This is a genomic window from Streptomyces mutabilis (assembly GCF_046628145.1).
Taxonomy (GTDB): Bacteria; Actinomycetota; Actinomycetes; order Streptomycetales; family Streptomycetaceae; genus Streptomyces; species Streptomyces mutabilis.
This window is the reverse complement of sequence record NZ_CP176874.1, coordinates 3,282,231-3,296,527: the sequence shown is the minus strand read 5'-3', so window position 1 is coordinate 3,296,527 and position 14,297 is coordinate 3,282,231. Positions and strand designations below refer to the sequence as shown.

Sequence of the window (14,297 nt, the reverse complement as noted above, 5' to 3'; positions counted from 1 at the left end):
TGTGGGTTGCACTCTAGGTGCAGAGAGTGAACAGAGGTACGGATGTTTCCGTTTGGTGGCCCAAAGGAGACCCGCAGGACCCCTCAGACCCACGTGTCCAGCCACATCCGCGACCGCCAGTCCTCCATCGGGATCGCCGTCCCCGTGTAGAGCGGCCAGAAGTAGATGAAGTTCCAGGCGATCAGCAGCACCAGCACGCCCGCGCCCGTCGCCCCCGCGACCCGCCGGGCGTCGCCGCAGCCCGGCCGGCCGATGATCGCCCCCAGCAGCATCGCCACCGCCAGGCACAGGAACGGCAGGAAGACGACGGCGTAGAAGAGGAAGATCGTGCGCTCCTGGTACAGGAACCACGGCAGATAGCCGGCCGCGACACCGCACGCGATGGCGCCCGCCCGCCAGTCCCGGCGGAACGCCCAGCGCCACAGCACGTACAGCAGCGCGAAGCAGCCCACCCACCACAGCAGCGGCGTGCCCAGCGCCAGCACCTCGCGGGCGCACTTCTCGCCCGCGTCGGCCGGGCAGCCGTCCGAGCCGGGCGAGGGCGACTCGTAGAAGTAGGAGACCGGGCGGCCCAGCACGATCCAGCTCCACGGATTGGACTGGTACGTGTGCGGCGAGGTGAGGTGCGTGTGGAACTCCAGCACCTGCGTCTCGTAGTGCCACAGGCTGCGCCACCAGTCCGGGAACAGCCACGACCAGGAGCTGTTCCTGCCGTCGGTCGCCGCCCAGTCCCGGTAGTAGCCGCCGGTGCCGTCGGCAGGGGAGAGGATCCAGCCCAGCCAGGACAGCAGGTAGGTGCCGAGGGCCACCGGCACGGTCGAAAGGAACGCCCAGCCCAGGTCGTACCTCAGGACCGACAGGTGCGGCCGGTGCGCGCCCGCGACCCGGCGGGTGCCCACGTCCCACAGCACGGCCATCACGCAGAACGCCGCCATGATGTACAGGCCGTTCCACTTGGTGGCCGCCGCCAGGCCCAGCATCAGCCCCGCCGCCAGCCGCCAGGGCCGCCACCCGAACCGGAACGTCTCGGCGATGTCCGCGTCCGGACGGACCCGGCCGTCGGCGTCCACGGGCAGCGCGGCGGCGAGTCTGCCGCGGGCCCAGTCGCGGTCGGCGACCAGGCAGCCGAAGGCCGCCAGCACGAAGAACATCAGCACGCTGTCCAGCAGCGCGGTGCGGCTCATGACGAAGTGCAGCCCGTCCACCGCCATCAGGGCGCCCGCCAGGCACCCCAGGAACGTGGAGCGGAACAGGCGCCGGCCGATCCGGCACAGCAGCAGCACCGACAGCGTGCCGAGCAGCGCGGTCATGAACCGCCAGCCGAACGGGTCGAACCCGAACAGCAGCTCGCCGAGCCCGATGACGTACTTGCCGACCGGCGGATGCACGACGTACGCCGCGTCCGTCGGGATCGGCACGTCGCCGCCGGAGTTCAGGATCAGGTCGTTGGCGTCCTTGTCCCAGTTGACCTCGAAACCCCGGTGGATGAGCGCCCACGCGTCCTTGGCGTAGTACGTCTCGTCGAATATCACCGCCTTCAGGCTGCCCAGGTTCCAGAACCGCAGCACGCCCGCCAGCAGCGCCACCAGCAGCGGCCCGCCCCACGCCGACCAGCGCACCAGCCGCTCGGCGCGGGTCTTCGACAGGCCGAGGAAGACCCACAGACGCGGACCGGGGCGCGTGTACGGGGGCACCAGCCGGTCGCGGACGTCGTCGGCCGCGGGCGGCGCCGTGTAGCCGAAGCGGCGCAGCCGCTGCTGCCAGGCGGGCCGCTGCTCGTGCGGGGCCTGGTCCTGCCGGGTGTCCGTGGAGGACGCGGTACTGGTCACCGCGCCATCGTAGGGAACCGCGCTGTGCACGTCCCGCGCATGCCCCGGACCGGTCCTGACGCGTCCCTGGGAGGATGGGGGAGTGACTGGAACCCTTGTACTGGCGGGCACCCCCATCGGCGACGTGCGCGACGCGCCGCCCCGGCTCGCCGAGGAACTGGCCGGCGCCGACGTCGTCGCCGCCGAGGACACCCGGCGGCTGCGCCGGCTCACCCAGGCGCTGGGCGTCACCCCGCGCGGGCGTGTCGTGTCGTACTTCGAGGGCAACGAGTCCGCCCGCACCCCCGAGCTGGTCGAGGAGCTGGCGGGCGGCGCGCGCGTGCTGCTGGTGACCGACGCCGGGATGCCGTCCGTGTCCGACCCCGGCTACCGGCTGGTCGCCGCCGCCGTCGAACGGGACGTCCGGGTCACCGCCGTGCCCGGCCCGTCCGCCGTGCTCACCGCGCTCGCCCTGTCCGGGCTGCCCGTCGACCGGTTCTGCTTCGAGGGCTTCCTGCCCCGCAAGGCCGGCGAACGGCGGGCGCGGCTGCGCGAGGCGGCCGGCGAGCGCCGGACCCTCGTGTACTTCGAGGCCCCGCACCGCCTCGACGACACGCTCGCCGACATGGCCGAGGCGTTCGGCGCCGAGCGGCGGGCCGCCGTCTGCCGGGAGCTGACCAAGACGTACGAGGAGGTCAGGCGCGGCGGGCTGGGCGAGCTGGCCGCGTGGGCCGCCGAGGGCGTGCGCGGCGAGATCACCGTCGTCGTCGAGGGCGCCCCGGACCACGGCCCCGAGGAGGTCGACGCGGCGGAACTGGTGCGCCGGGTCCGGGTGCGCGAGGAGGCGGGGGAGCGGCGCAAGGAGGCCATCGCGGCCGTCGCCGCGCAGGCGGGCCTGCCCAAGCGGGAGGTCTTCGACGCGGTGGTGGCGGCGAAGAACGCGGGGTGACGCGGAGCGGCCCTTTCCGGCCGCGCTTGACTCGTTCCTGACGATTCGGCCCCAGCGCCAAGGGCGGCCCAAATCGGCTCAAACACTCGGCAGATCCAGTGCTTTCCCCCTGGTGGAGGAGTCCACTGGAGGAGGCAGCAGTCAGACGCCGAGCGAGCGGAGGAGCCGGAATGGGCATCAGTGAGAGCACGGCGCGGACCGGACTGCGCGCGGGCGCCACCGACGTCGTCCACGAGTCGTACTCGTTCGCGTGCATGCGCTGCGGGCACGGCTGGGAGCAGTCGTTCGAGATCGAGCACCACAGGGACGCCGACGGCCGCGAATTCGTGCTCTACGTCACGGACGGCCGCGTCGTACCCTCCCCGCTGACCCGGCCGACCTGCGCCAACTGCGACAACCACGTCGTGCGGATCATGCGGCCGGGGCGGGTCGCCTCGGTGCGCGGCGCCTCCGACGGCCTGCACCGGGTGCCGCCCGCCGGGCCCCTGGAGGTGCCGCGGGTGCCGGCCGGCCAGGTGGTGCACGAGGCGCCGGGACCGGGAGCGCCGGGCCTGACCGCAGGGCGCGGGCACCGGCACCTGGGCGGCCTCCTGCACGCCCTCCACCTCCACCGCGGGGCGAGCTGACCCCGCCGGAGCCCCGCGGGGCGTTCGCAGGGCTTTCGTAGGATCGAGGCATGCCTTCGAACGCCTCCGGCCGCTCCGACAAGAACGACGCGCCGCCGCTCCCCGAACCCCTGCGGGTACCGGTCGCCGACTCCCACACCCACCTCGACATGCAGGCGGGCACGGTGGCGGAGGGCCTCGCCAAGGCCGCGTCGGTCGGCGTCACCACGGTCGTCCAGGTCGGCTGCGACCTCGCCGGCTCCCGCTGGGCGGCCGAGACGGCGGCGGCCCACGACGCCGTCCACGCCACCGTCGCCCTGCACCCCAACGAGGCGCCGCGCATCGTCCACGGGGACCCCGACGGCTGGTCGAGGCAGGGGGCGCGCGAGCCCGGCGGGGACGCGGCGCTCGACGAGGCGCTGGCCGAGATCGACCGCCTAGCGGCACTCCCGCAGGTCAAGGGCGTCGGCGAGACGGGACTGGACTACTTCCGCACGGGCCCCGAGGGCAAGGAGGCCCAGGAGAGGTCCTTCCGCGCCCACATCGAGATCGCCAAGCGGCACGGCAAGACCCTGGTCATCCACGACCGCGACGCCCACGCCGACGTTCTGCGCGTCCTCAAGGAGGAGGGCGCACCCGAGCGCACCGTCTTCCACTGCTACTCCGGCGACGCCGAGATGGCCGGGATCTGCGCGAGCGCCGGCTACTACATGTCCTTCGCCGGGAACGTCACCTTCAAGAACGCCCAGAACCTCCGCGACGCCCTCGCGGTCGCCCCGCGGGAGCTGATCCTGGTGGAGACCGACGCGCCGTTCCTGACGCCGGCGCCCTACCGGGGCCGGCCCAACGCCCCCTACCTGATCCCGGTCACCGTCCGCGCCATGGCCGCCGTACGGGGCGTCGACGAGGACACACTGGCGACGGCACTGGCCGCGAACACCGCACGCGCCTTCGGCTACTGAGCCCCCCCCGCACTCGTTCGCCACGCTGGGTGTCCGCGCGACTTTGGAGAGTGACGGGCGCTCCGCTAGGTTCTGGTGGCCCGATCCGGACCCCTGGAGCGTGTCGGCGTGAGCGGAACGAAGACCGAGACCCACGAGAGCCGGGCGCCGTACGGCACCCGGGCGCCGTACGGCACGGAGGAGACGTACGACGTCCACAGCGCGCCGACCCTGCCGTACGGCGGCACCTACCGCCCCGCGCCGCCCCGGCAGGGCGGCGGTCCGGTGCCGGTCCCCGCACCGCGGGGCGCCCGTCCGGTGCCGGTCCCCGCACCGCAGGGCGGCCGGGCCGCGCGTCGGCGCCGGGAACGCCGCCCCGGACCCGCGGACGGCTCCCTGCGCCGGCTGGTGCCGCGCGCCCTGGTCCTGGCGTTCCTCGCGGGCGGCACCACCGCCTTCGTCGCCGAGGACAAGGCCGTCGAGCTGACCGTCGACGGCACCCCGCGCACCCTGCACACCTTCGCCGACGACGTGACCGAACTGCTCGCCGACGAGGGCGTCCGGGTGGGCACCCACGACGTGATCACGCCCGCCCCAGGCACCCGGCTGAGCAGCGGCGAGGAGGTCACCGTCCGGCGCGCACGCCCCCTCCTGCTCACCCTCGACGGCCGGCGCCACCAGGTGTGGACGACCGCGGACACGGTGGAGGAGGCGCTTCGGCAACTCGGCGTGCGCGTCCAGGGCGCGTACCTCTCCGCCCCCGCCTCCCGCCGCATCGGGCGCGAGGGCCTGGCCCTGGACGTGCGCACCGAGCGCGTGGTGACCGTCATGGCGGACGGCCGGGCCCGCACCGTCCGCACCAACGCCGCCACCGTGCACCGGGCCGTCGAAGAGGCCGGGGTCACGCTGCACGGCGAGGACACCACCTCCGTCCCCGGCACCGGCTTCCCCCGCGACGGGCAGACCGTCACCGTGCTGCGGATCACCGGCTCCCAGGAGGTCCACGAAGACCCGATCCCCTTCGCCGTACGCCGCTCCGAGGACCCCACCCTCTACCGGGGCACGGAGGTCGTCGACCAGGCCGGACAGCCCGGCCTGCGCCGGACCACGTACGCCGTGCGCACCGTCAACGGCGTCCGGCAGAGACCGCGCACGCTCCGTACCGAGCTGGTGCGCGAGCCCCGCCCGCAGATCGTCCGGGTCGGCACCCGCGCCCGGCCCGCGTCCGTGCGGGGCGCCGACCACCTGGACTGGCAGGCCCTCGCCGCCTGCGAGTCGGGCGGCCGCCCGCACGCCGTCGACCCGTCCGGCACCCACGGGGGCCTCTACCAGTTCGACACCGCCACCTGGCGCGGCCTCGGCGGCGAAGGACGCCCCGAGGACGCGACGCCCGCCGAGCAGACGTACCGGGCGAAGAAGCTCTACGTGCGCAGCGGCGCCGACGCCTGGCCGCACTGCGGCGCACGCCTGCGGGGCTGACCGGCGACGACCCCGCCGGCTCCGGGAGCGCCCCCGATCGGCCCGGACCGGCCCGCGCCCGCCCCCGGCTACCCTTGCGGGGTGAGCAGCCCCACCCCCGACGCCCTCCTGGGTCCCGCCGACGTCCGCGAACTCGCGGCGGCCCTCGGCGTACGCCCCACCAAGCAGCGCGGCCAGAACTTCGTCATCGACGCCAACACGGTCCGCCGTATCGTCCGCACCGCCGAGGTACGCCCCGACGACGTGGTGGTCGAGGTGGGACCGGGTCTCGGCTCGCTCACCCTGGCCCTGCTGGAGGCCGCCGACCGGGTCACCGCCGTCGAGATCGACGACGTCCTCGCCGCCGCCCTGCCGGCCACCGTCGCCGCCCGCATGCCCGAGCGCGCCGACCGGTTCGCGCTCGTCCACTCCGACGCGATGCACGTCACCGAGCTGCCGGGCCCCGCCCCGACCGCGCTGGTCGCGAACCTGCCCTACAACGTCGCCGTGCCCGTCCTCCTGCACATGCTCGACACCTTCCCGACCATCGAGCGCACCCTCGTCATGGTCCAGGCCGAGGTCGCCGACCGCCTCGCCGCCGGGCCCGGCTCGAAGGTCTACGGCGTCCCCTCCGTGAAGGCGAACTGGTACGCCGAGGTCAAGCGGGCCGGTTCCATCGGCCGCAACGTCTTCTGGCCCGCGCCCAACGTCGACAGCGGACTCGTGTCCCTCGTCCGGCGTACCGAGCCGCTGAAGACCACCGCCTCCAAGCGTGAGGTCTTCGCCGTCGTCGACGCCGCGTTCGCCCAGCGTCGCAAGACCCTGCGGGCCGCCCTGGCCGGGTGGGCCGGTTCGGCCGCCGCCGCCGAGGCCGCCCTCGTCGCCGCAGGCGTGTCGCCGCAGGCGCGCGGAGAGGCGCTGACCGTGGAAGAGTTCGCGCGTATCGCCGAACACAAGGAGTGACGAGCAAGTGAGCGTGACGGTCCGCGTCCCCGCCAAGGTCAACGTCCAGCTCGCGGTCGGCGCCGCCCGCCCCGACGGCTTCCACGACCTGGCCAACGTCTTCCTCGCGGTCTCGCTGTACGACGAGGTCACCGCGACCCCGGCCGCCGGTGGACTCCGCGTCACCTGCGAGGGCCCGGACGCCGACCAGGTCCCCCTGGACCGCACCAACCTCGCCGCCCGCGCGGCACTCGCCCTCGCCGAGCGGTACGGCCGCACGCCCGACGTGCACCTCCACATCGCCAAGGACATCCCCGTCGCCGGCGGCATGGCGGGCGGCAGCGCGGACTGCGCCGGCGCGCTGGTCGCCTGCGACGCCCTGTGGGGCACCGGCGCCTCGCGCGAGGAGCTGCTGGAGATCTGCGCCGAGCTGGGCAGCGACGTGCCGTTCAGCCTGGTCGGCGGGGCGGCGCTGGGTACCGGGCGGGGCGAGAGGCTGACGGAGCTGGAGGTCGGCGGCGACTTCCACTGGGTGTTCGCGCTGGCCACGCGGGGGCTGTCCACGCCGGCCGTCTTCCGTGAGTTCGACCGGCTGGGGGAGGGCCTGGACATTCCGGAGCCGGTCGCCGACCAGGCGGTGCTCGACGCCCTCGCCAAGGGCGACCCGGCCGCGCTGGCCGTGGCCGTCTCCAACGACCTCCAGCCGGCCGCGCTCTCCCTCTTCCCCGAACTGGGCGACACCCTCGCGGCGGGGCGGGCGGCGGGGGCGCTGGCGGCGCTGGTCTCGGGCTCGGGGCCGACCACGGCCTTCCTCGCCACGGACGCCGGGTCCGCGTCGGACATCGCCGGGGTGCTGCGGGCCTCGGGGACGTGCCGGGACGTGCGTACGGCGGTGGGGGCGGCGGCGGGGGCGTCGGTGGTGTGAGGAGCTACTGCCCGCCGAGCGCCGACAGATCGATGCCGATGGCGTAGGGGTGGTCCACCTTGAGGACGTCTCGATGCAGACCCGTGTGCACGTACGCCTTGGTCCTCGGTTCCAGCTCATAGACATGGACGACAGGCCCGCCGTTCGCCCCGCCCCGCTCGACGCGCCAGAAGCTCGGAATGCCGGCGGCCGCGTACTTGTGCGGCTTCGTCGTGCGGTCGGGGGACTCGGACTCCGGGGACACGACCTCGACGGCGAGGAGGACGTCTTCGGCCCGGAAACTGGTCTGATCCATTCCGGTGACCGTGTCGGCTCGCACCACGCTGATGTCGGGTTCGGGTCCATTGCGGTCGTCGAGGAGAACGGTCGTCTCCCGTTCGACGCTGAATTCCGGGGGCAGCGAGTTGCGCGGCCCGTTGAACAGTAGGTCGATCACCAGGTGTGGAAACGGCGCTGCGGACTCACGAAAACCAGGCTCCCGTCGATCAGCTCTGTGTGCGGCGGGAGATCCGGCAGCGTGAACAGGTCGTCCACGGTGTATCCGTCCTGCGGCGGCACCGGCCAGCGCGGGCGGCGGTGCTCTACGGACTCGGCGGTCATGGTTCCTCCCATGGGCGGGGTCCTGCTGCCTGCCTCCAAGGTAGCCGGACGGTCCGACACACGTCATCACAAAGAGTGACGACCCCCGTCCGCGTCACCCCACCCCCCGGAGGGCCTACGCTTGAAGGCTGATCGTCCCCCAGGCAGGAGAGAAATGGCCGTCAACCTGGTCAATGTCGAGAACGTCAGCAAGGTGTACGGCACCCGTGCACTCCTCGACGGCGTGTCCCTCGGCGTCTCCGAAGGGGACCGCATCGGTGTCGTCGGCCGCAACGGCGACGGCAAGACGACCATGATCCGGATGCTGGCCAGGCTGGAGGAGCCCGACACCGGCCGGGTCACCCACTCCGGCGGGCTGCGCCTCGGCGTCCTCACCCAGCACGACTCGCTGGACCCCGAGGCGACCGTCCGCCACGAGGTCATCGGCGACATGGCCGACCACGAGTGGGCGGGCAACGCCAAGGTCCGCGACGTACTGACCGGGCTGTTCGGCGGGCTGGACATGCCGGGCTTCCCGCAGGGGCTGGACACCGTCATCGGGCCGCTCTCCGGCGGTGAGCGGCGCCGGATCGCGCTGGCCAAGCTGCTCATCGAGGAGCAGGACCTGATCGTCCTCGACGAGCCCACCAACCACCTCGACGTCGAGGGCATCGCCTGGCTGGCCGGGCACCTGCGCGAGCGGCGCTCCGCGCTCGTGTGCGTGACGCACGACCGCTGGTTCCTCGACCAGGTCTGCACCCGCATGTGGGACGTGCAGCGCGGTGACGTGTACGAGTACGAGGGCGGCTACTCCGACTACGTCTTCGCCCGCGCCGAGCGCGAGCGCATCGCGGCCACCGAGGAGACCAAGCGGCAGAACCTGGTCCGCAAGGAGCTGGCGTGGCTGAGGCGCGGGGCGCCCGCCCGCACCTCCAAGCCGCGCTTCCGCGTCGAGGCCGCCAACGAGCTGATCGCCGACGTGCCGCCGCCCCGGGACAGCAGCGAGCTGATGAAGTTCGCCTCGTCGCGGCTGGGCAAGACCGTGTTCGACCTGGAGGACGTGACCGTCCAGGCGGGCCCCAAGGTCCTGCTCAAGCACGTCACCTGGCAGCTCGGCCCCGGCGACCGCATCGGCCTGGTCGGTGTCAACGGCGCCGGCAAGACCACCCTGCTGCGGGCCATGGCCGAGGCCGCCCGCAGCGAGGGCGAGCAGCAGCCGGCCGGCGGGCAGGTGCGCGTGGGCAAGACCGTCAAGCTGGCCTACCTCTCCCAGGAGGTCGCCGAGCTGGACCCGAACTGGCGGGTGCTGGAGGCCGTGCAGCGCGTCCGCGAGCGCGTCGACCTGGGCAAGGGGCGGGAGATGACCGCCGGGCAGCTGTGCGAGACCTTCGGTTTCGGCAAGGAGAAGCAGTGGACGCCGGTCGGGGACCTCTCCGGCGGTGAGCGGCGCCGGCTCCAGCTGCTGCGGCTCCTCATGGACGAGCCCAACGTCCTCTTCCTCGACGAGCCCACCAACGACCTCGACATCGAGACCCTGACCCAGCTCGAGGACGTGCTCGACGGCTGGCCCGGGTCGATGATCGTCATCTCCCACGACCGCTTCTTCATCGAGCGGACCACCGACCGGGTCTTCGCCCTGCTCGGCGACGGCGCCCTGCGGATGCTGCCGCGCGGCATCGACGAGTACCTGGAGCGGCGGCGGCGGATGGAGGAGGCCGCCGCGTCGAGCGCCCCGGCCGTGGCGGCCAAGCCCGCCGCCGCCGTGCCCGAGAAGAGCGCCGCCGACGTGCGTGCCGCGAAGAAGGAACTCCAGAAGATCGAGCGGCAGCTGGACAAGGTCTCCGAGAAGGAGACCAAGCTGCACGCACGGATCGCCGAGAACGCCACGGACTTCGCGAAGGTGGCCGAACTCGACGCCGAGCTGCGCGAACTGGCCGGTCAGCGCGAGGAGCTGGAGATGCGCTGGCTGGAACTGGCCGAGGACGCCTGAGCCCTGCGCGCAGAGGGCGCGCGTGGCGTGAAGAGGGCGTGAAGGCGCGTAACGGAGGCATCACGGGCCGGTCCTCCCTTGGGAACAGGGGAGGGCGCGGCCCGGTGTGCGCTTCGGCCCGGGTGATAGAAAGGCCGTCTGAGAACTGTCTGAACGACTGCCGTGAAACGACTCCGGGGCCAGCGCGTACCTCGGGACGTGGCTAAAAATCAGTGAGTCATAAGGGGGAACGCGCTGATGAGCCAGCCGCCCAACCAGCCGCCGCAGGGTGGCTTCGGAGCGCCGCAGGATCCACCGCCGGGAGGCTTCGGGGCACCGACCCCGCCGCCCCCGCAAGGTCAGCCGCAGACGCCGCCGCCCCCGCAGGGCGCGCCGTCCGGCCCGCCGCCGCAGCAGCCGGGGTACGGATACCCGCAGCAGCAGCCCGGTCAGCCGGGACCGTACGGGCAGCCCGGCCAGCCGGGTCCCTACGGCCAGCCCGGACCGTACAACTCCGGCCCGTACGCCCAGCCGCAGCAGCCCGGCCCGTACGGCCAGCCCCAGCAGCCCGGCCAGCCGGGATACGGCTACCCGCAGGCGCAGTTCCCGGGCGCGCCCGGCACCCCGCCGCCCGGTGGCCCGGGGTCCCGCAACCCCTTCAAGGGCAAGCCGGCCCTGGCGATCGGTGCCGCGGTCGCCGCCCTGCTCGTCATCGGCGGCAGCGTCTGGGCGGTCACGTCGACCGGCGGCGACGACAAGGACAAGAAGCCGGTCGCCGGCAAGAGTGACGACCCCAAGCCCTCCGGCTCCGGCGGCGGCGCCCCGGTCAACCCGGGTGACGGCAGCGGTGACGGAGGCGAGGACCCCGAGGACCTCAACGAGGGCCGCCAGGCGGGCGAGTCCAAGGTCCTCTGGTACAAGGAGGCGCCCGACGCCCCCGGTTCCGGTGCCGACGCCGACGGCATGTGGATCACCGACAAGGCGGCGGTGAAGGCGGCCTACAAGCAGGTCTTCGCCTACGACGTCGGCGACGGCAAGCCCAGCTGGGACCCGATCACCTTCCCCGAGAAGATCTGCGCGGTCACCCCGGAGAAGACGGCCGACGACAAGATCGTCGTCGCCTACATGAGCGGTTCCAGCGACCGCGCCAAGTGCAACAAGCTCCAGGAGATCGACCTCGCCACCGGCCAGAAGGGCTGGACGGAGGAGGTCGAGGACGGCGAGCTGTTCGACTCCACGCTCTCCGTCGAGCTCACCGTCAGCGGCAAGACTCTGATGGTCGGCCGCTCGCAGTCCGGCACCGCGTACGACGTCACCAGCGGCAAGAAGCTGTACGACAAAAAGAAGTACGGCGACGCCTGCTTCCCCGCCGGATTCGCGGGCAGCGCGAGCAAGCTGGTCCAGGTCGCCTCCTGCGGCGCCGGCGGCAACAACGCGCACGACGAGCTCCAGGGTCTCGACCCGAAGACCGGCAAGGTCCTGTGGACCTACAAGTACGAGAAGGGCTGGCGGGTCGGCCGCGCCTACTCCGTCGACCCGCTCGTCGTCTACGCCACCGACGAGGAGAAGAAGGTCTGGAACATCTCCACCTTCACCTCCGGCGGCAAGGTCCAGGAACAGGTCGGCGTCGACGAGGACTTCGCCCCCGAGTGCGGCTGGGCGATCCTCGAGCGCGACCTCCAGGGTTGCGAGGGCGTCGCCGTCGGCGGGGGGACCCTCTACCTGCCGACCGAGGCGACCACCGGTGCCAACGAGATCGTCGCGATCAACCTGAGCACCGGCAAGGAGAAGTGGCGCGCGAAGTCCCCCGCGGACGAGTCGATGATGCCGATGAAGGTCGAGGGCGACCAGCTCATCGCGTACGTCCAGCCGTCCTACGACGCGGGCGGCCAGGTCGTGTCGATCCCGACCGGCGGCAGCGACCACAAGCCGGCCGAGCTGCTGCGGAACCCGCAGGCCGTGGCGGACATCGAGAACAGCTTCTACTCCAAGGACATCGACTGGGTCGACGGGCGGTTCTTCATCTCCAGCACCCGCCTGACCGGGAACGACGAAGCGAAGGAGAAGTTGATGCTCGCCTTCGGCAAGTGACCTTCTTCTTCCCCTCGTTCCCGACGCCCTCCGTCGTCCCCGTCCCCGCTCCCGAGGTACTCACGCCATGACCCAGCCGCCGCCCCCGCCGCCCAACCAGCCCCCGCAGGGGGGCGGTTTCGGCCCGCCGCAGAACCAGCCGCCGCAGCCGCCCACCCCGCCGCCCGGCGGGCCGAACCTCGGCAAGACGCCCGAGCCGGGCTACGGCTACCCGCAGACGCCCCCGGCGGCCCCCCAGACGCCCCCGCAGACGCCCCCGGCGGCCCCGCCGTCCGGGCCGACGCCTCAGCCCGGGTACGGGTATCCGCAGACCCCGCCGCAGCCGCAGCCCGGTTACGGCTACCCCGGACAGCAGCAGCCGGGCGCGTACGGCCAGCAGCCGACGCCTCCGTACGGGCAGCCCGGGCAGCCGGGTCAGTACGGGCAGCCGGGTCAGTACGGGTACGGCTACCAGCCGCCGACCATGCCGATGCAGCCCCAGGCCGGCGGGCCGGGCGGCGGCGGCCGGAAGTTCAACGCCCAGATGGCGATCATCGTGTCGGCCGTCGTCGCGATCGCGCTGATCGTCGGCGGAGGTGTCTGGTACGCCAACTCCTCCGGCGACGACGGAGGCAAGGACGACACCGCGAGCTCCGGCGGCAAGGACGGTACGGACGGGAAGGGCGGCTCCGGCGGCAAGTCCTCCGGCGGCGAGGAGAAGGTGCCCTCGGACCCGTCGTCCAAGGTGCTCTTCCAGGTCCCGGCGCCCGCCGTCCCCAAGGACTCCTCGAGCATCCCCACCACCGGCTCCTGGCTCACCGACAAGGTGTACGCCAAGACCGGCATCGCGGAGGTCGTCGGCTACGACCGGGACAAGGGCGGCAAGGCCTGGACGATCGACCTGCCCGGCCCGGTGTGCGAGGCCACCCACCGGATCACCGAGGACGACAAGACGGCGATCATCTACAAGCCCGCCATGCCGACCAAGACCGAGCCGCAGTCCTGCTCGCAGATCGCCGTGCTCGACCTGGCGGCGGGCAAGACCGCGTGGACCAAGCCCGTCGAGACGGGCGGCCGGCCGATGTCCCTGGACAACGTGACCCTGAGCGGGGGCACCGTCGCCGTGGGCAGCACCGACGGCGGCATCGCCTGGGACATCGCCACCGGTGACGTGCTCTGGTCCCCCAAGCCCACCGACACCTGCTACGACGCCGGCTACGGCGGCGGCGAGAAGCTGGTCGCGGTGCGCAAGTGCGGTTCGTACGACGCCCGGCAGCTGAACATCCAGACCATCGACCCGAAGAGCGGGAAGGTGATCTCCGAGTACAAGATGGCCAAGGGCATCGAGTACGCCGCCGTCGTCTCCACCGAACCGCTCGTCGTCGCCGCCGACATCGGCGACTCCGCCGGCGACGGAAGCGGCATCTCGGACTTCTTCTCCATCGACAACAAGACCGGCAAGCTCCTGAACCGCATCTCCGCGCCGGGCGACGACTTCGGCGCCAGCTGCGAATCGATCACCGAGGTCGAGGACTGCCGTGGTCTGGCGGTCGGCAACAACCGGCTCTACATCGCGACCGAGGAGCACGAGAGCGGCGGCGAGTCCTACAGCCGCACCAACGAGGTCGTCGCCTTCGACCTGACCACCGGGAAGCAGACCGGTGAGCGCGCCGACGCCGGCGACGGCTACACCATCACCCCGCTGCGCATGGACGGCGGCAACGTGATCGCGTACAAGCGGCCGCCGTACGACAAGGGCGGCCAGGTCGTGAGCATCGACGGCGGGACGTTCAAGCAGACGACCCTGCTGGAGAACCCGGCGACCGAGGCGGTGCGGGACGTGGAGTCCAGGATGTCGCCGGACTACTCCGAGATCCGGTACGCGCAGGGCCACCTGTACATGTCGCAGGTGTACGCCAGCGAGCCGTCCAGTGCGGACGACAAGGAGTACCTGGCGATCGCGTTCGGCACGAGCGGCTGAGTTCCGCTGCCCGCACGGCCCCGCTCCCGACCCGGGAGCGGGGCCGTGTTGCATGGATTTTCGGTGATCC

At 72.6% G+C, this 14,297-nt stretch carries 10 protein-coding genes and 1 pseudogene; 9 read left to right on the top strand and 2 right to left on the bottom strand.

Annotation, left to right across the window (positions count from 1 at the left end; genetic code table 11):
• Window positions 1-83: 83 nt before the first annotated feature.
• The gene (locus ACLIN4_RS14560) at window positions 84-1,829 is read right to left on the bottom strand and encodes a dolichyl-phosphate-mannose--protein mannosyltransferase (protein WP_411575860.1); all 1,746 of its coding nucleotides are present in this window, start codon (window positions 1,827-1,829) and stop codon (window positions 84-86) included.
• Between the two features lie 82 nt (window positions 1,830-1,911).
• Here ACLIN4_RS14560 and rsmI point away from each other — a divergent pair, with 82 nt between their 5' ends.
• From rsmI to ACLIN4_RS14530, 6 genes are all read left to right on the top strand, one after another.
• A complete protein-coding gene (rsmI, locus tag ACLIN4_RS14555) occupies window positions 1,912-2,757 on the top strand; it encodes a 16S rRNA (cytidine(1402)-2'-O)-methyltransferase (protein WP_043372157.1) in 846 nt (281 codons plus the stop codon).
• Window positions 2,758-2,927: 170 nt separating this feature from the next.
• On the top strand, window positions 2,928-3,383 hold the full coding sequence (locus ACLIN4_RS14550; RefSeq protein ID WP_411575859.1) for a hypothetical protein: 456 nt from the start codon (window positions 2,928-2,930) through the stop codon (window positions 3,381-3,383).
• A gap of 50 nt (window positions 3,384-3,433) precedes the next feature.
• Window positions 3,434-4,324, top strand: coding sequence for a TatD family hydrolase (locus tag ACLIN4_RS14545; protein WP_107478482.1), 891 nt, complete (start codon window positions 3,434-3,436; stop codon window positions 4,322-4,324).
• Window positions 4,325-4,432: 108 nt separating this feature from the next.
• Window positions 4,433-5,782 carry a ubiquitin-like domain-containing protein gene (locus tag ACLIN4_RS14540; RefSeq protein ID WP_411575858.1) on the top strand — a complete coding sequence of 450 codons (1,350 nt, stop codon included), beginning with the start codon at window positions 4,433-4,435 and terminating at the stop codon, window positions 5,780-5,782.
• Between the two features lie 81 nt (window positions 5,783-5,863).
• Window positions 5,864-6,724: a 16S rRNA (adenine(1518)-N(6)/adenine(1519)-N(6))-dimethyltransferase RsmA gene (rsmA, locus tag ACLIN4_RS14535; protein WP_290012588.1), complete on the top strand. Its 861-nt coding sequence runs from the start codon at window positions 5,864-5,866 to the stop codon at window positions 6,722-6,724.
• A 7-nt stretch (window positions 6,725-6,731) separates the two neighbouring features.
• Window positions 6,732-7,628, top strand: a complete 897-nt coding sequence (locus ACLIN4_RS14530; RefSeq protein WP_411575857.1) for a 4-(cytidine 5'-diphospho)-2-C-methyl-D-erythritol kinase — start codon at window positions 6,732-6,734, stop codon at window positions 7,626-7,628.
• 4 nt (window positions 7,629-7,632) lie between these two features.
• Here ACLIN4_RS14530 and ACLIN4_RS14525 read toward each other — a convergent pair.
• Window positions 7,633-8,228 (bottom strand): annotated as a pseudogene (locus ACLIN4_RS14525) (Uma2 family endonuclease).
• A 154-nt stretch (window positions 8,229-8,382) separates the two neighbouring features.
• Here ACLIN4_RS14525 and ACLIN4_RS14520 point away from each other — a divergent pair.
• From ACLIN4_RS14520 to ACLIN4_RS14510, 3 genes are all read left to right on the top strand, one after another.
• Window positions 8,383-10,197 carry an ABC-F family ATP-binding cassette domain-containing protein gene (locus tag ACLIN4_RS14520; RefSeq protein ID WP_289908920.1) on the top strand — a complete coding sequence of 605 codons (1,815 nt, stop codon included), beginning with the start codon at window positions 8,383-8,385 and terminating at the stop codon, window positions 10,195-10,197.
• A 237-nt stretch (window positions 10,198-10,434) separates the two neighbouring features.
• Complete coding sequence (locus ACLIN4_RS14515) at window positions 10,435-12,267, top strand: PQQ-binding-like beta-propeller repeat protein (protein WP_289908921.1); 1,833 nt, start codon at window positions 10,435-10,437, stop codon at window positions 12,265-12,267.
• Between the two features lie 67 nt (window positions 12,268-12,334).
• Window positions 12,335-14,227 carry a PQQ-binding-like beta-propeller repeat protein gene (locus tag ACLIN4_RS14510; RefSeq protein WP_411575856.1) on the top strand — a complete coding sequence of 631 codons (1,893 nt, stop codon included), beginning with the start codon at window positions 12,335-12,337 and terminating at the stop codon, window positions 14,225-14,227.
• Window positions 14,228-14,297: the final 70 nt, after the last annotated feature.

Coding starts and splice junctions, on each gene's coding strand:
- ACLIN4_RS14550 (WP_411575859.1), top strand. CDS start 2,928: ATGGGCATCAGTGAGAGCACGGCGCGGACCGGACTGCGCGCGGGCGCC.
- ACLIN4_RS14545 (WP_107478482.1), top strand. CDS start 3,434: ATGCCTTCGAACGCCTCCGGCCGCTCCGACAAGAACGACGCGCCGCCG.
- ACLIN4_RS14520 (WP_289908920.1), top strand. CDS start 8,383: ATGGCCGTCAACCTGGTCAATGTCGAGAACGTCAGCAAGGTGTACGGC.
- ACLIN4_RS14515 (WP_289908921.1), top strand. CDS start 10,435: ATGAGCCAGCCGCCCAACCAGCCGCCGCAGGGTGGCTTCGGAGCGCCG.
- ACLIN4_RS14510 (WP_411575856.1), top strand. CDS start 12,335: ATGACCCAGCCGCCGCCCCCGCCGCCCAACCAGCCCCCGCAGGGGGGC.